Here is a 15,688-nt window from a genome sequence, read left to right as displayed (position 1 = left end):
GGGCTCCGGCAGATTCAGTACCGCAGCAACCTCATCGACGGCTGCCTCAAGGAAACCGGCCTCACCCCCACGACATCACGGCAACAACGTCAGTAACACCAATGCCGTGGCAATACCTCGTCGGCGTGCGCGTTCTTGCAGCAAGCCCGCCGAGCTGTACTTGCCGCTCCACGCCTGAGGGCAATGCCGTGGCAATACCTCGTGGGCGTCCTGCCAGGCGACGAGGTGCCGCGGTCGTAGGTCCTGGAGGGCGAGGCGTTCGAAGGCGGGGATGAGGTCGGAGCGGTCGTAGTCGCGGTGACGGGCGAATGTGGTCGGCTTGAGCGCCTCCTCCTTGTTGCGGAGCCACTCGGTCAGTTTCCCCGGGTTGCTTTCCGAGGTACGTCGCCGCGTGGCGCGCACCGCGTGCCGGTACCGGACGCAGTCGGCCGATCCACAGCGTCCGGAAGCCGTTCCCGGGAATCGTGCCGGACGGGCAGCGCCATACGGCCCTCCACCTGCCCGGCGGCCCGGGACGGCGCCTTCTGCTCCGTTTTCGACGTGCGCCTGCTCGGTCAGCCGGCGCACGACCCGCTCGGCGACGGCGAGCTGTGGCCCACAGGATCACCAACCCACAGGATCACCAACGCCCTGCTGGACGAACAGGCGACGACCGGGCACCCCTCGTCATGCAGGAGCGTGGGTTCGTGCCTTCCTACTTGCGGGACATGAGGCAGATGATGTCGAACAGGACCGTTGCCGCGGCGATCGACGTGATCTCGGCGTGGTCGTACGCCGGGGCCACCTCCACCACGTCGGCGCCGACGAGGTGCACGTCCGTGAGTCCGCGCAGCACACGCAGCAGTTCGCGGCTGGTCAGGCCGCCCGACTCCGGGGTGCCCGTACCGGGGGCGAAGGCCGGGTCCAGTACGTCGATGTCGATGGACAGATACACCGGCAGGTCGTCGACCCGTTCCGTGACGGCCTGGATCGTACCGGCGGCGCCGAGGTCGTCGAGGTCGCTCGCCCGGATGGTGCGAAAGCCGAGACGCTTGTCCTCGTCCATGTCCGCCCGCTCGTACAGCGGGCCCCGAATCCCCACATGGATGGAGTGGTCCTCGACCAGCAGCCCTTCCTCGAAGGCGCGGCGCAGGACGGTACCGTGCGTCGTCGGGGCGTCGAAGTACGTGTCCCACGTGTCCAGGTGCGCGTCGAAGTGGATCAACGCGACCGGCCCGTGCTCGCGTACCACCGAGCGCAGCATCGGCAGCGCGACGGTGTGGTCGCCGCCGATCGCCAGCACTCTGCGCCCGCTGTGCCCGACCTCCCGGGCGTGCTGTTCGATCTGACCGAGGGCCGTGTCGATGGAGAAGGGTGTGACCGGGACGTCGCCCGCGTCGACGACCTGGATCCGGTCGAAGGGCGCGGTGTCCAACTCGACGTGGTGTCCGGGGCGGAGATGGCGGGACGCCTGGCGCACGGCCATGGGGCCGAACCGGGCACCGGGGCGATACGAGGTGCCGGCGTCGAAGGGGACTCCGAGCACGGCCACGTCGTAGTCGCCGACCCGGTCGATCTCGGGCAGCCGGGCGAAGGATCCGGATCCGGCGAAGCGGGGGACGTCGGTGCCGGACACGGGGCGGATCGGGTCGGGCATGCAGCACTCCTGTCCAGCGGCGCAGTCTCGTCCCGAAAGTGTTCAACAATCGGGTGATGTACAGGGTGTCCAACGGCGGTATCCGCCGTGTAACGCCATAGTTATTGTTCAACATTTCTGTGCTACCTTGCCGCCATGTCGCAGACCATCACAGGCGTCGGCCGCTTCGCCGAGGTGGCCGACGCCTTGCGCGAGCGAATCGTCGCGGGGCGGCTGCCGCCCGGCACGCCCCTGCGGGACGTGGCGCTGGCAGCCGAGTTCGGGGTGTCGCGGAACACGCTGCGGGAAGCTCTCCGCACCCTGCACGACGAGGGCCTGGTGGTGCAGCGCCTGCACAAGGGCACGGCGGTGACGACGCTCTCGGCGACGGACGTGCGGGACATCTTCATCGCCCGCCGCGCCATCGAGCTCGCCGCCGTCGATGAAAGCCCGTTCGCAGCCGAGCCGTTGCTCGACGCGCTGGAGGCGACGGTGGCTGCGTCGGAGGCCGCGGTCACCGCCGAGGCATGGAACGAAGTCGGCACGTCCTCCCTGCGCTTCCATCAGGCCCTGGTTGCCCTGCTGGGCAGCCACCGCATGGACGCGTTCTTCCGCGTCATCGTCGCCCAACTCAGGCTGGCCTTCGCCGTCATGGCCGACGAGGCGGCATACCAGGCGCCATGGGTGGCCCGTGATCGCGAAATCTGCGATCTCGTACGTGGCGGCCGCCGCCAGGACGCGAAGGATGCCCTGAGGCTCTACCTCGACGACTCCGAACGCCAGGTGCTGGACGCCGTGCGCGCGGACTCCCGGACGAAAGGCACTCCACCATGACCTCGCAGCCGTCCAAGGCCGCAGCCGCCTACCGGGCGACCGAGGGCGGCGCCCTCGACGTCGACCGGGACTTCTACGACCGCTTCGCGGGCGTACGCCACGAACCGGTGGAGGCCTTCGAGATACCGATCCGCTCCGGCCGCGCCTGGACCGTTCCCCAGGGTCACCTTTGTCGCATCGTCACCATCGAGGGACCGCAGGTCGGTGACCTCAACGTGTGGAACCTCCACGATCCGCGCGAACGCATGTGGGCCGCCCGGACCCGCCAGCTCCAGCGGGCGCACATCTCCACGTACGACCGGGTGTGGTCCAACCTGCCTTTCCTGCGGCCCCTGTTCACGGTCACCGCCGACAGTCTTGCCGACTACGGTGCCGACGCCGACGGCGGCCGCGTGCACGACCTGCTGGGCACGCGCTGCGACCCGTACGTCAACCGGATGCTCACCGGCGAGGACTTCGACTTCCACTGCCACTCGAACCTGGTCCGGGCCGTCCTGCCGTACGGCCTCACCGAGTTCGACGTGCACGACGTGCTGAACGTCTTCCAGTGCACCGGGCTCAACGCCGACGACCAGTACTTCATGAAGGACTGCCCCGCGCGCGAGGGCGACTACTTCGAGTTCTTCGCCGAGACCGACCTGCTGTGCGCCCTGTCCACGTGCCCCGGCGGTGACCTGTCCGTGCCGCTGTGGGGCCCGGACGCCCGCGACCCCCTGGACGTCTGCCACCCCCTCGGCGTCGAGGTCTACCGCCCAGACCCCGCCCTGCTGGACGGCTGGACCCCGCCGGCCCGGGCCGCCTACCGCAATCTGCACGGCATCCGGCGGCCGGAATGGACCGATGCCGGGGTGCGGTCCTGACCATCCGGCACCCCTCATTCTCGGGCTGTGCCACGGCAACGGAGAGGGGTGGGAAGAGGGATATCAAGGATTGACAGCTTTAGGCCGATTCCCTACTGTCCTCTGCCATACAAGCTGGGCAGGCCGCGCATGGGACCACGGGAGGTTCGAGGCGCTCGACGAACTGCTCAGCTCCTCCCCTCACGTGAGGCGCCGCGAAGTCGCCGCCGAGTCGCCGCCGCGAAACTACTCGTTATCCGGGTCGCGGACAGTATTTCGGCAGCATTGACAGCTGCGTAGCGCGAATTCAGTACTGCCAGGTGGCTGGCGGGACCAAAGCGGCCCAATCCGTGTACTGGGCCGCTTCCTTGGCGTGCCTTCTGCTTACTTCGCAGTACGGTCACAGTTCAATTCCGAAACACAATGAGAACAATGGAAGGTGTTCTCCCGTAACACTGGCACTCCAAATTCCACCCTACCTGCGGTGATGAGGAGTGGGATGTCCAGATCAGCCAAGATTTTCGCCATGGTCGCGGTGACCGGGCTCGCAGTGAGCGCCTGCGGAGGCAATGCCTCGGGCAGCTCGGACGACAGCTCGTCGGGCGGAAGCACGCTCGTCATCGGTGTGGACCTGCCGCTCCAGGGAGCGTCGAAGGACGCGTCCGAGTCGACGGTCAACGCGATGCAGCTCTACCTGAACCAGATAGGCGGCAAAGCCGGAAAGTTCAAGGTGAAGCTGAAGGTCTACGACGACTCGACGGCCGCCAAGGGCGCCTGGGACGACGCGACATGCGCCAAGAACGCGCAGGACCACGTGGCCAACACCGAAGAGGTCGCGGTCATGGGCACCTACAACTCCGGCTGCGCGAAGATCGAGGTACCGGTTCTGAACCAGGACCCGAACGGCCCCATGCTGATGGTGTCCCACGCGAACACCAACCCCGGTCTGACAAAGGCCTGGGACCCGGGCGAGCCGGAGAAGTATTACCCGACCGGAAAGCGCAATTACGCGCGTGTCATTGCGACCGACGACTACCAGGGCGCGGCGGGAGCCCAGTTCGCCGCCAAGGACCTCGGCGTCAAGAAGTGCTACGTCCTCAATGACAACCAGACCTACGGTCAGGGAGTTTCCAAGGCGTTCGCGGACGAGGCGAAGAAGCAGGGCATCCAGGTACTGGGCAACCAGGCCTGGGACCTCAAGCAGCCCAACTACACAGCGCTGTTCACCAGCATCAAGGCGACGAACCCGGACTGCGTGTACCTCGGCGGCATCTTCGACAACAACGGCGGCCAGTTGGTCAAGGACAAGGTCAAGGTCCTCGGTGACAACTCCAAGGTGAAGCTCATCGCTCCCGACGGCTTCAGCGGTTACCCGGACTTCGACAAGCTGGCGCAGGCGCAGGGCTCGTACCTCACCTTCGCGGGCCTGACCACCACGACCCTGCGCAAGCAGGGCGGCGCCGGCGCGAAGCTGCTCGACGCCTACAAGAAGAAGTACGGCTCCGATCCGGCCACCGGTTACGCCCTCTACGGGGTGGAGGCCCTTCAGGTGATGCTGAAGGCGATCGAGGGATCCGACGGGACCCGCAAGGGCATCCGGGATCAGGTGTTCTCGGGCAGCGGGATCACCATCCCGGCCGACGTCTCGGCCGTCGGCAAGAAGCTCACCATCTCCCCGAAGACCGGTGACGTCGACGTCCTGGACATCTCGGTGATCAACGTCAAGAACAACACCGAGAACTTCCTGAAGCCGTGGCCCGTCACCAGCTGACCTGAGGCCCGCGGGGCGGGCGGCATCCGACCGGGTGCCGCCCGCCCCCGACCGGCTTCGCGGCCGGCCCTCCACATCGTCAGCCCAACCCCTCGCGAGGACCTTCATGGCAGCAACTGCCACCAGCGTCGTGGCGCCCTCCACGATCGACCGCAAGGCGGTCTTCCAACGCTATGCCACGTACGTCATCCTGCTGGGCGTCGTCGTCTGGCTGGCCGTCAACCTGATCCACTCACCGTCACAGTTCTTCTCGGCGGGCGCCGAGGGATTCAGCAACGGGATGCTCTACGCGCTCATAGCGCTCGGGTACACCCTCGTCTACGGCATCATCGAGCTGATCAACTTCGCTCACGGCGACCTGTTCATGCTCGGAGCCCTCTTCAGCGGGTTTCTGCTGACCACGGTCATGGGCGCGGACCAGTCGAACCTCCTCGGCTGGGTGCTCTTCCTCGTCACGCTCGTCGCCACCATGGCCTTCTGCGGCGGCGTCAACGTGACCCTGGAGTTCGTGGCCTACCGGCGCCTGCGGAGGGCTCCCAAGCTCGCCCCGCTGATCACCGCGGTCGGCATGAGCTTCATGCTGCAGTTCGTCGGCCTGAAGTGGAACGGCTCGACGCCCAAGCAATGGCCTTCCGTTCTCCCCGAAGGGGACTTCGGGATCGGTGGCTTCAGGGTCGACTACAGCCTGCTGGCCGTCGTCGCGGTGACCGTGCCGGTCCTGCTGCTGCTGAGGTGGGTGGTCACCAGCACCAGGCAGGGCAAGGCGATGCGGGCCGTGGCCCAGGACCAGGACGCCGCCCGGCTGATGGGCGTCAACGTGAACCGGACCATCTCCTTCACGTTCCTGCTCGGCGGGGCGCTGGCCGGTACCGCGGGCGTCATGTACCAGCAGGTCGTGGGCACCACGGCGTACAACCTGGGGTACCAGATGGGACTCATCGCCTTCACCTCCGCGGTCCTCGGCGGCATCGGCAACATCACCGGCGCCGTGCTGGGCGGGCTGCTCATCGGCGTCATCCAGGGTTTCAACGACGGTCTGCCCTACGGGTTCGGACAGCGGTGGTCCCAGAGTGTCGTCTTCACCATCCTCATCCTGCTGATGGTCTTCAAACCCGAAGGCCTGCTGGGCCGACCGACCACGGAGAAGGTGTAGCCATGGCTTCCGAGGCTCCGAGCCGGGCACGGCGGAAGCCGGGCCTGGCCGTACCGCACCGTATGCGCTGGCCGCTCGGGTACACCGCGGCTGCGCTCCTGGTGTTCCTGGCGTACTACTACGTGATCCCGAACCTGGGTCCCGACGGCCAGACGTTCTTCCGCAACTGGCTGCCGCTCACCTCGGTCAACGAGGCGCTGGTCTGGGTGATCTGCGCGCTCGGTCTGAACATCGTGGTCGGGTACGCCGGTCTGCTGGACCTGGGCTTCGTCGCCTTCTGGGCGCTGGGCGGCTACACCGCCGGCTGGCTGATGTCCAGCTTCTTCTACCAGGTCAACGTCCATGTCTTCGGCGGATCTCTGGGCACCGTCCCGGGTATCCACGTCAGTTTCTGGCTGGTGCTCCTCGTCGCCGGTGCGTTCTGCGCACTGTGGGGCGTGATCATCGGCGCGCCCACCCTCCGGCTGAAGAGCGACTACCTCGCGCTGGTGACGCTCGGTTTCGGCGAGATCATCCCGCAGGTCTTCACCAACGGCGACGACATCGGCGGCTTCAACCTGACGAACGGCACCAAGGGCATCACCCCGGTCGACCCGATCGGCGTCGGCTCCGCCAGACTCGGACCGTTCGACCTGGTGTGGAAGTACCTGATCTTCGTGGGGATCGCCGCCGTCGTCGTCTTCATCTCACTGCGGCTGCGCGAGGGCCGGCTCGGCCGCGCCTGGCTGGCCATCCGTGAGGACGAGCTCGCCGCGAGCATGATGGGCGTGCCGCTCATGCGCACCAAGCTCTCGGCCTATGCCGTCGGCGCGGTGGCGGGAGGCCTGGCGGGCGTCGCCTTCGCCACGCATGTCGGAGGCGTCCTGCCCGACCGGTTCAACTTCTCGATCTCCATCACCCTGCTGGCGATGGTCGTGCTCGGCGGCATGGGCAACGTCTGGGGGGTCATGCTCGGCGCCCTCGTCCTCGCCTGGGTCAACTCGACCGGCCTGCCCCAGTTCGGGACGTCCTTCAACGAGCAGTTCGGGACGAACATCAACTTCCCGTCGTACAACTACCTGCTGTTCGGCGGCATCCTCGTGCTGATGATGCTGTTCCGCCGCGAGGGCATCCTGCCCGAGTCGCGGACCAGGCTGGTGCTGCACGAACCCAGCCGGACCGACATGGAGTCACTGCACGCCGACATGGAGGCGCCCGCCCCCGAGTTGGACGAGCCGCTGCAGACCGTCGTGTCCCAAGCATCGCAGGAGACCGCCGTGGCCGACGGGCCGGAGAAGACCGTTGTGGCCGACGGACTGGGGGAAAAGGCATGACGACGACCTCACCGACGCCACCGCAGGACGCCCTCACCGGCGTGAAACTGCACGCCGACCGCATCACCGTGAAGTTCGGCGGCCTCGTCGCCGTCAACGACGTCAGCTTCACCATCCCGGAGCAGTCCGTGGTGAGCCTGATCGGGCCCAACGGCGCGGGCAAGACGACGTTCTTCAACGTACTGACGGGCCTGTACCGGGCGACCAGCGGACGGGTGGTCCTGGGCGACAAGGACATCACCAATCTCGTACCGCACCGGATCGCCGCCCTCGGCATGGCCCGTACGTTCCAGAACATCCGGCTCTTCGGACTGATGACGGCCGAGGAGAACATCAAGGTCGCCATGCACTCCAAGCTGAAGTCGGGACCCTTCCACACGATCGTGCGCACCCGACGGCAGCGCCGCGAGGAGAAACAAGCCCAGGACACCGCGCGGGAGTTGCTGGACTTCGTCGGCATCGGCAAGGTCGCGGGCGAGTACGCACGCAATCTGTCCTACGGCGACCAGCGGCGGCTGGAGGTCGCACGGGCGCTCGCACTCGACCCGACGGTCCTGCTCCTGGACGAGCCGAGCGCCGGCATGAACCCCCAGGAGTCGGGCCGGTTCGCCGAGTTCGTCCAGCGCGTGCGGGCCGAGAAGGATCTCTCGGTGCTGCTCATCGAGCACGACATGAGCGTCGTCATGCAGGTCTCCGACCGGATCACCGTGCTCGACAGGGGAGAGAAGATCGCCGAGGGCGGCCCGGACGACATCAGGTCCGACACCCGGGTCATCGAGGCGTACCTCGGCAAGTCCGGAAGGGGCAAGACCACATGAGCGGCGCAGGCGGCGTGATCGACACGCGTGAACCGATGCTCGAACTCGACGAGATCCACGTCTACTACGGCAACATCGCCGCGGTGAAGGGCCTCTCGCTCACCGTCTACCCGGGCGAGATCGTCACTCTGATCGGTTCGAACGGCGCGGGCAAGTCCACCACCCTGCGGGCGATCTCGGGCCTGCTGCCCGTCCGGGGCGGCACGATGACCTTCCAGGGCCGCCAGCTCAACGGCGTGCCCGATCACGAAGTCGTCCGACGTGGCATCGCCCACTCCCCGGAGGGCCGGCGCATCTTCCCCCGGATGACCGTCGACGAGAACCTCGACATGGGCGCGTTCCTGCGCAAGGACAAAGAAGGGATCGCCGAGGACCGGGAGAGGATCCTGGAACTCTTCCCCCGGCTGCGGGAACGCCTCCACCAGCAGGCCGGCACCATGTCCGGCGGTGAGCAGCAGATGCTCGCCGTCGGACGGGCGATGATGGCGAAGCCGCGACTGCTCCTGCTCGACGAGCCTTCCATGGGCCTCGCCCCGGTGCTCGTCGACGTCATCTTCGAAACCATCGTCAGGATCCGCGAGCAGGGCACCACGGTCCTGCTGGTGGAACAGAACGCGCTGGCCGCCCTCGAAGTCGCGGACCGCGCCTACGTCCTGGAGTCCGGTGCGCTGAAACTTCACGGGCCCGCAGGCGAGTTGGCCGAGGACGAGGAGATCGTCAAGGCGTATCTCGGCGGCTGAGGGAGGCGCTCGCGTGAAGGAGATGCCGTCCATGACGCGAGCGCACCGACTCGGCGTGCTGATGGGTGCCGTCTCCGCCGTCCTGGTCGGCGTCTCCTTCGTGGCGAGCAGCAAGATGGCGCACTATCCGTTCCTGGGCGGGCAGGCGGTCCGCTACGCCCTGGGGTTCTTGTTGCTCGCCGTGTTCTGTGTGCGGCGCAACCGGGCACCGGTCCGGCGGCTGACCCCACGGCTGTGGGTGCGGCTCACCGGGGTGACGGCGGCGGGCCTGGTCGGCTTCAACGTGGCGGTGCTCTGCGCCGAGCGCACGGCGGAGCCGGCCGTTCCGGGCGTCGTCGTGGGGTGTACGCCGGTCGTGGTGGCGATCCTGGCGCCGCTGATGGAGTCCGGGCGTCCCTCCCGCCGCGTGGTCGGCGGAGCGCTGGTGGTGGCGGCCGGGGCGGCGGTGGTCCAGGGGCTGGGGCGGACGGACGCAGTCGGCCTGGTCTGGTCCCTGGTGGCGATGTCCGGGGAGGTGGTCATGGCCCTGTTCGTGGTACCGGTGCTCAGGGTCCTGGGACCGTTGCTCCTCACCACCTGCGCCTGCGCGATCGCCTCGGTGGAGGCGGCGGTGCTGGGATCGGCCGTGGACGGCCGAGCATGGGTGCGGATGCCCGACGGAGCGGAGACGGCAGCACTGGCGTGGCAGATCGTCGCCGTGACGGTCGTCGGAATCGTGCTGTGGTTCGGGGCCATCCACCGGATCGGAGCGGTGGGAATGGCCCTGCTGTCCGGGCTGATCCCGGTCTCGGCAGCGCTGACGGCCCCTCTGGTGGGTACGGGAACGTTCGGCGTCGGACAGCTGGTGGGAAGCCTGCTGGTCGCGGGCGGCGTGGCACTCGGCGCCACAGTCTCGCCCGACGCCTCGGACACGGACGCGGACCCGGGACCGGTCGCCGCGCCGTCCGTGCGCCGCAGGTACGGCGCGGGGCGCCGACGCGGCGCACCCTGACGAGGAAGCGAGAGCACATGCCGGAGCACATCCTCTTCCTGTCCCGCGGCCAGGTGGAGGCCCTCGCGGGAACACCGAACTGCCGGACGAGATCATCTATGCACAGCGCTCAATGGCGACCGGCGCCCGCCACGACATCGCGCACCACCTCCATCAGCGCTCGCGCCCGCGCGGACTGCCGAACCCCGTCGAGACGGGCGAGCACCACCTCCAGGGGTGGGTAGTCGTTGGTCAGGTCCAGACAGACCACGGCGCCGCCCGCATAGGTCTGATCGGTGGCGGGGCGCTGATTGAGCACCGAGTAGCCGTGGCCCTGAGCGACCAGGGAGCGCACGGTCTCGTAACTGCGCGTGCGGTAGCGCACGTCCGGGCTGGTTCCGGTCGCGCCGACGAGGGACCGGAAGTAGTCGCGGCTGTGCGGCAGGTCGAGGAGCACCAGAGGGTCGTCCGCCAGCTCCGCGAGGTCGACAGCACCACGATCGGCCAGCCGGTGCTCCGGCGCGACGATCGCGTAGGCCGGGGCTGCGGCGAGGGGCTCACGGACGAACTCGCCGTCGAGTCCGAGGTCGTAGGTGAGGGCGAAGTCGATCCGCCCGCCCTGCAGTGCCGACGCGAGTTCCTCGGCCTCGGCCTCCAGCACGGACACCTCGAGGTCCGGGTGACGTTCCGCGCACACGGTGAACAGCGGGGGCAGCAGGGTCGGGGCCAGTGTCAGGAAACAGCCCAGGCTCACCGTGCCGGTCAGCGAGGCGCCCGTGCCGCGCGCCTCCTCGGCCACTTCACGGGCGTGGCCGAGCAGTTCCCGCGCCTGATGGAGCATCCGCTCCCCCGCCGACGTGAGGGTCAGCCCCTTGGCCCGCCGACGGATGAACAACTGCACCTGCAGGTCGCGCTCCAGGTTGGAGACGGCCGTGGAGACCGCGGACTGGGCGATGTGCAGCTGCTCCGCGGCGGCGGTCATGGAGCCCGACTCCGCCGCGACGACGAAGTAGCGCAGCTGAACGAGCGTGAAACCGACCGGTGCCGTCATGCCGCTTGCCCCTCGCATCTACAAATCAGATCACCTATCGCGAAAACATCTGTTCGACAGAACTCTACGCGCGATCGAGGATGTTTCGTGCGGCCGCACCGCGACACCGAGACGGGTTGCCGCCCGAGGGGAGGCTGACATGCCGAGTGAAGAGACCGAGGTGGTCGTCGTCGGAGCCGGTCAGGCAGGCGTCGCGATGAGTGAGCACCTGGGAGCCCTCGGCATACCGCACATCGTCCTGGAGCGGCACCGGATAGCCGAGCGATGGCGCTCGCAGCGGTGGGACTCGCTGGTCGCGAACGGACCCGCCTGGCACGACCGGTTCCCGGGGATGGAGTTCCCCGACATCGCCCCCGACGCCTTCGCTTCGAAGGAACAGGTTGCCGACTACTTCGTCGCGTACGCCGAGAAGATCGGCGCTCCGATCAGGTGCGGTGTGGAGGTGACCTCGGTGCACAAGCACACCGGCCGACCCGGCTTCCGGGTCGAGACGTCGGAAGGCCCCATCGACGCACGCTTCGTCGTGGCCGCGACCGGCCCCTTCCAGCGGCCCGTGATTCCGCCCATCGTCCCCGACGGTGCGGTACCCGTGCAGATCCACTCCAGCGGATACCGCCACCCGGGCCAACTCCCCGCAGGCGCGGTCCTCGTGGTCGGCGCGGGTTCTTCTGGTGTCCAGATCGCAGACGAGCTGCGCCGGTCCGGTCGCCGGGTCTTCCTCTCCGTCGGCCCGCACGACCGTCCTCCCCGCGCGTACCGCGGACGTGACTTCTGCTGGTGGCTCGGCGTGCTCGGGCTCTGGGACGCGGAGACGCCCGCCCAGGGAGCCGAGCATGTCACCATCGCGGTCAGCGGCGCCCGCGGCGGCCACACCGTGGACTTCCGCGCCCTGGCCGACACAGGCATCGAACTCGTCGGCCTGACCGCTTCCTACGGTGACGGCATACTGCGCTTCGCGCCGGACCTCGCCACCAACATCGCGCTCGGCGACGCCACATACCTCGAACTCCTCCGGGCCGCCGACGCGTACATCGACCGCAACGGAGTCGACCTCCCCGAGGAGCCGCAGGCGCACGTCCTCGGGCCGGACCCGCACTGCGTGACCGACCCCCGCCTGGAGCTCGACCTGGCCGAGGCCGGCGTCACCTCGATCGTCTGGGCCACGGGCTTCGCCACCGACTACAGCTGGCTGGACGTCGACGCGTTCGACGAGAAGGGCCGGCCGAACCAGCGCCGCGGGGTGTCCTCCGAGCCCGGCGTCTACTTCCTGGGCCTGCCCTGGCTGTCCCGTCGCGGTTCCAGCTTCATCTGGGGCGTCTGGCACGACGCCCGGTACGTCGCCGACCACATCGCGACCCGGCGCGGATACCTCGCGTACGGCACCACCGACCAGTCCGTCGCCGCACGGGCGACCCGGAAGAACTGAGGAGCGGGCGATGACCTCCACGAACGAGGACCGCGAGCCGAAGGCGCCGATCGTGGCCGGCGGGCACACCCGGATCCGGCCGTTCAACACGCGCGACACCTATCCCGAGCAGAGCCTCGACAACGACCTCTGCCAGGCCGTCGTGGCCGGCAACACGGTGTACGTCCGCGGCCAGATCGGCCAGGACCTCGCCACCAGCGAGTCCGTGGGCATCGGCAACGCCGAGGCCCAGGCCGAGCAGGCCATGGCGAACATCAAGACGCTGCTCGAAGAGGCGGGCAGCCGGATGGAGCACCTGGTCAAGCTGACCATCTACCTGATCGACCCGCGTTATCGCGAGGCGGTGTACCGCACCGTGGGCCGCTGGACCAAGGGCGTCCACCCGATCTCCACCGGCCTGGTGGTGTCGGCCCTGGCCCGCCCGGAGTGGCTGTGCGAGATCGACGCCATCGCCGTGATCCCCGAGGGGGACCGGGCATGACGTTCTCCCTGGTGGTCCGCGACGGAGAGCGGTTCGGCATCGCAGCCAGCTCCTCGAGTCCGGCGGTCGCCGCGCGGGTCACCCATCTCCGGCCCGGCATCGGCGCGGCGACCTCGCAGAACATCACCGACCCCACGCTGGGCACCAGCCTCCTGGAGCGGCTGGCGGACCACGGCGACCCGGAACGCGCCCTGGCCGACGTGATCGGTGCGGCGCGGAACGCGAACACCATCGCCTACCGCCAGTTGACCGTGCTGGGGCGCTCCGGGCCCGGGTTCGCCCACAGCGGTGCGCACACCTTGGGCAAGCACGCCTGGGCCAGTGCGGACGGTGCGGTGGCGGCCGGCAACTTGCTGTCCGGCGAGCACATCCCCGGCGTCCTCCTTGACGCGTACGCCGCTGGCACGGGCGAGTTGGAGGAGCGGCTGCTCACCGCGATGAAGGCCGCCGTCGCGGCCGGTGGTGAGGAGGGGCCGGTGTACTCCGCGGGTGTGGCGGTCGTCGCGGAGGTGGGCTGGCGGGTGACCGACCTGCGGGTGGACTGGGCCGAGGACCCCGTGGACAGGCTCGGCGATCTCCTCGACGTCTGGCTGCCCCAGCGGGACGACTACGTGCGGCGCGGTCTCGATCCCGCTGCCTCCCCTGCGTACGGCGTCCCGGGAGACCTGTGATGAGCGCGGTGAAAGAGGCCGCCCGCAAGACGGTCGACCGTCATGCCGAGGAACTGATCGGGCTCTCCGAGCGGCTGCACGCCGACCCGGAGACCGCCTGGGAGGAGCACCGGGCTGCCGCCGCCGTACCGGAGTTGCTGGACCGCGCCGGATTCGACGTCATCTCGTCCTACCTGGGCCTGGACACGGCCTTCCTCGCCCGGTTCGGCAGCGGGCCCTTCCGGATCGCGTTGTGCGCCGAGTACGACGCGCTGCCCGGCCTCGGTCACGCGTGCGGGCACAACCTCATCGCGGCGAGCTCCGTCGGCGCCGCGCTGGGTCTGGCCGCCGTCGCCGACGACGCCGGCCTCACTGTGGAGGTCTACGGCACCCCGGCCGAGGAGGGCGGCGGCGGCAAGATCGAGATGCTGGACCGAGGTGCCTTCACTGGGGTCGACCTCGCGATGATGGTGCACCCGGCGCCGGTCGACGTCGCCGAAGCCCGCCCGTTCGCGGTCAGCCACTCGAGGATCTCCTACACCGGGAAGTCCGCGCACGCGGCCGCCTATCCGGAGACAGGGATCAACGCGGCCGACGCCTTCACCGTGGCCCAGGTCGCCATCGGACTGCTGCGGCAGCACTTGCCCGCCTCGGCGCGCGTGCACGGCGTGGTGACGCACGCCGGTGACGCCCCGAACGCCATCCCGGAACGGTCGACCGGACGCTGGTACGTCAGGGCCGAGACGCTCGCCGAACTGGCCGAGCTGGAGCCGCGCGTCATGCGGGCTTTCGAGGCGGGGGCCCTCGCCACCGGCTGCGACCTGGAGATCGAGCCGGAGAGCAAGCCGTACGCGGAGTTCCGCACGGACGAGACCGCCCTCGGCCACTACCGTCTCAACGCCCTCGCGCTGGGGCGGGAGTTCGCACCACCCGGCCAGGCCGCACGGATGAACCGTGCCTCCACCGACATGGGCAACGTCTCGCAGATGGTGCCCGCCATCCACCCCTACATCGGCATCGGCTCCCTGCCCGCCACCAACCACCAGCACGAGTTCGCCGCACACTGCGTGGGCGGGACGGCACAGCGGGCCGTGCTCGACGGAGCGCTCGCACTGGCCTGGACCGGCGTGGACCGCAGCGCTCCGGCCCTCCCGCGATGACGGCCGGCGCCCTCGATCGGACGTGAAGGCAGACGAGTCCGCGTTCGCCGCAACCGATGGTCGCCTCCCTGTCCAGTGAGGAGACCACCGGTTGCGCGCTGCCGCGCCCCGAAGACGTACCTCTCGCGGGTACTGCACACCTTCCACCCCTGCATCAGGATCTGTTCGCTGCAGGCCGTCAACTACCTGCATGGGTTCGCGGAGCACTGCGTGGGCGGCGAGGCCGACAGCTCGGTGCCGGCCGGGCTGGTGCTGACCGCCGCTTCTCCGGTCGCCGGCCCCTGTGCGCGGGAACCGTTCACAGACCGAGGCAACCGGTAAGCGTCCGGGCGAGGTCGGCCATCGCGTTGCGGGCCGTGTCGCGGTCCACGGCCGGGTTACGGCTGACGATGTGCAGGCCCTAGCCGTCCTCCAGCATCACCAGGTCGCGGGCGGACAGTGCGCACCTGCCCAGTGACGGCCGGCGCGCACTGTTGTTGGCAGGGACCGTCGTACGCCGATCCCCTGGGCCCTGGGGCGGCCCCGAAGGGCGGCACGATCGGCGCTCACCTGTGAGCTGCGGCATTGCCGGTCCACCCGCTCGGCCTCCACGATGACCGGAACAGACGAGGTCAAGGAGGGCGGCTCCTCATGGGACATCATGTGCACGTGCGGCTCAGCCAGGGGCTGAGCGTGTCGGCCGACGGGGAACTGATCGAGCACTCCCGCTGCCGGTGCGGGGCCACCTTCACCAAGGTGTTCGACGTGGACGGCGGGAATCCGGAGGGCCCGGCCCCCTCCTGATGCGCTCCCAGCGCCGCACGCGAGGAACCAGCAAGGGCTCCCCCGGCCTGAGCCTTCGCGACTTACCGGGGTGATCCGACACCG

Annotated in this window: 16 protein-coding genes; 13 read left to right on the top strand and 3 right to left on the bottom strand. The window is 68.9% G+C overall.

The genetic code is table 11. From position 1 onward, the window contains the following. Nucleotides 1-75: 75 nt before the first annotated feature. Together ACFY1E_RS36300 and speB are read right to left on the bottom strand one after the other, a co-directional pair. A complete protein-coding gene (locus ACFY1E_RS36300) occupies nucleotides 76-402 on the bottom strand; it encodes a hypothetical protein (protein WP_389083857.1) in 327 nt (108 codons plus the stop codon). A 292-nt stretch (nucleotides 403-694) separates the two neighbouring features. Further along, entirely contained in the window at nucleotides 695-1,636 is a 942-nt protein-coding gene (speB, locus tag ACFY1E_RS36295; protein WP_389083855.1) for an agmatinase, read from the bottom strand. 135 nt (nucleotides 1,637-1,771) lie between these two features. Between speB and ACFY1E_RS36290 the strand changes: the two genes are divergently transcribed. The 8 genes from ACFY1E_RS36290 to ACFY1E_RS36255 all read left to right on the top strand — a co-directional run bounded on the left by ACFY1E_RS36290 (nucleotide 1,772) and on the right by ACFY1E_RS36255 (nucleotide 10,074). Next, on the top strand, nucleotides 1,772-2,449 hold the full coding sequence (locus tag ACFY1E_RS36290; protein ID WP_389083852.1) for a GntR family transcriptional regulator: 678 nt from the start codon (nucleotides 1,772-1,774) through the stop codon (nucleotides 2,447-2,449). Continuing rightward, complete coding sequence (locus ACFY1E_RS36285; RefSeq protein ID WP_389083850.1) at nucleotides 2,446-3,309, top strand: urea carboxylase-associated family protein; 864 nt, start codon at nucleotides 2,446-2,448, stop codon at nucleotides 3,307-3,309. Before ACFY1E_RS36290 ends, ACFY1E_RS36285 begins: the two co-directional genes overlap by 4 nt. A gap of 478 nt (nucleotides 3,310-3,787) precedes the next feature. Beyond that, nucleotides 3,788-5,059, top strand: a complete 1,272-nt coding sequence (locus ACFY1E_RS36280) for a branched-chain amino acid ABC transporter substrate-binding protein (RefSeq protein ID WP_389083847.1) — start codon at nucleotides 3,788-3,790, stop codon at nucleotides 5,057-5,059. A 106-nt stretch (nucleotides 5,060-5,165) separates the two neighbouring features. Beyond that, nucleotides 5,166-6,212 (top strand): branched-chain amino acid ABC transporter permease, encoded by a 1,047-nt coding sequence (locus tag ACFY1E_RS36275; protein ID WP_351483011.1) that lies wholly within the window; start codon nucleotides 5,166-5,168, stop codon nucleotides 6,210-6,212. Nucleotides 6,213-6,214: 2 nt separating this feature from the next. Then, the gene (locus ACFY1E_RS36270; protein WP_389083844.1) at nucleotides 6,215-7,525 is read left to right on the top strand and encodes a branched-chain amino acid ABC transporter permease; all 1,311 of its coding nucleotides are present in this window, start codon (nucleotides 6,215-6,217) and stop codon (nucleotides 7,523-7,525) included. Beyond that, the gene (locus ACFY1E_RS36265) at nucleotides 7,522-8,343 is read left to right on the top strand and encodes an ABC transporter ATP-binding protein (RefSeq protein WP_389083841.1); all 822 of its coding nucleotides are present in this window, start codon (nucleotides 7,522-7,524) and stop codon (nucleotides 8,341-8,343) included. The genes ACFY1E_RS36270 and ACFY1E_RS36265 overlap by 4 nt, the downstream gene beginning before the upstream one ends. Next, nucleotides 8,340-9,083 carry an ABC transporter ATP-binding protein gene (locus ACFY1E_RS36260; protein WP_389083840.1) on the top strand — a complete coding sequence of 248 codons (744 nt, stop codon included), beginning with the start codon at nucleotides 8,340-8,342 and terminating at the stop codon, nucleotides 9,081-9,083. The genes ACFY1E_RS36265 and ACFY1E_RS36260 overlap by 4 nt, the downstream gene beginning before the upstream one ends. Nucleotides 9,084-9,114: 31 nt before the next feature. After that, nucleotides 9,115-10,074, top strand: coding sequence for a DMT family transporter (locus tag ACFY1E_RS36255; protein ID WP_389083838.1), 960 nt, complete (start codon nucleotides 9,115-9,117; stop codon nucleotides 10,072-10,074). 109 nt (nucleotides 10,075-10,183) lie between these two features. Here ACFY1E_RS36255 and ACFY1E_RS36250 read toward each other — a convergent pair whose 3' ends face one another. After that, nucleotides 10,184-11,104 (bottom strand): LysR family transcriptional regulator, encoded by a 921-nt coding sequence (locus ACFY1E_RS36250; RefSeq protein WP_389083835.1) that lies wholly within the window; start codon nucleotides 11,102-11,104, stop codon nucleotides 10,184-10,186. 139 nt (nucleotides 11,105-11,243) lie between these two features. Between ACFY1E_RS36250 and ACFY1E_RS36245 the strand changes: the two genes are divergently transcribed. The 5 genes from ACFY1E_RS36245 (at nucleotide 11,244) to ACFY1E_RS36225 (ending at nucleotide 15,604) form a co-directional block, all read left to right on the top strand. Further along, the gene (locus ACFY1E_RS36245) at nucleotides 11,244-12,530 is read left to right on the top strand and encodes a flavin-containing monooxygenase (protein WP_389083833.1); all 1,287 of its coding nucleotides are present in this window, start codon (nucleotides 11,244-11,246) and stop codon (nucleotides 12,528-12,530) included. A 10-nt stretch (nucleotides 12,531-12,540) separates the two neighbouring features. Then, nucleotides 12,541-13,011, top strand: coding sequence for a RidA family protein (locus ACFY1E_RS36240; protein WP_389083830.1), 471 nt, complete (start codon nucleotides 12,541-12,543; stop codon nucleotides 13,009-13,011). Beyond that, entirely contained in the window at nucleotides 13,008-13,682 is a 675-nt protein-coding gene (locus ACFY1E_RS36235; RefSeq protein ID WP_389083828.1) for a DUF1028 domain-containing protein, read from the top strand. Before ACFY1E_RS36240 ends, ACFY1E_RS36235 begins: the two co-directional genes overlap by 4 nt. Then, complete coding sequence (locus tag ACFY1E_RS36230) at nucleotides 13,682-14,821, top strand: M20 family metallopeptidase (RefSeq protein ID WP_389083826.1); 1,140 nt, start codon at nucleotides 13,682-13,684, stop codon at nucleotides 14,819-14,821. Before ACFY1E_RS36235 ends, ACFY1E_RS36230 begins: the two co-directional genes overlap by 1 nt. Before the next feature lie 630 nt (nucleotides 14,822-15,451). Further along, nucleotides 15,452-15,604 carry a hypothetical protein gene (locus ACFY1E_RS36225; RefSeq protein ID WP_389083824.1) on the top strand — a complete coding sequence of 51 codons (153 nt, stop codon included), beginning with the start codon at nucleotides 15,452-15,454 and terminating at the stop codon, nucleotides 15,602-15,604. The last annotated feature ends 84 nt before the right edge of the window (nucleotides 15,605-15,688 follow it).

It is taken from the genome of Streptomyces sp. NPDC001604, assembly GCF_042893475.1.
Classification (GTDB): domain Bacteria; phylum Actinomycetota; class Actinomycetes; order Streptomycetales; family Streptomycetaceae; genus Streptomyces.
The sequence above is the reverse complement of the archived record's forward strand: the minus strand, read 5'-3'. Positions and strand labels throughout refer to the sequence as shown.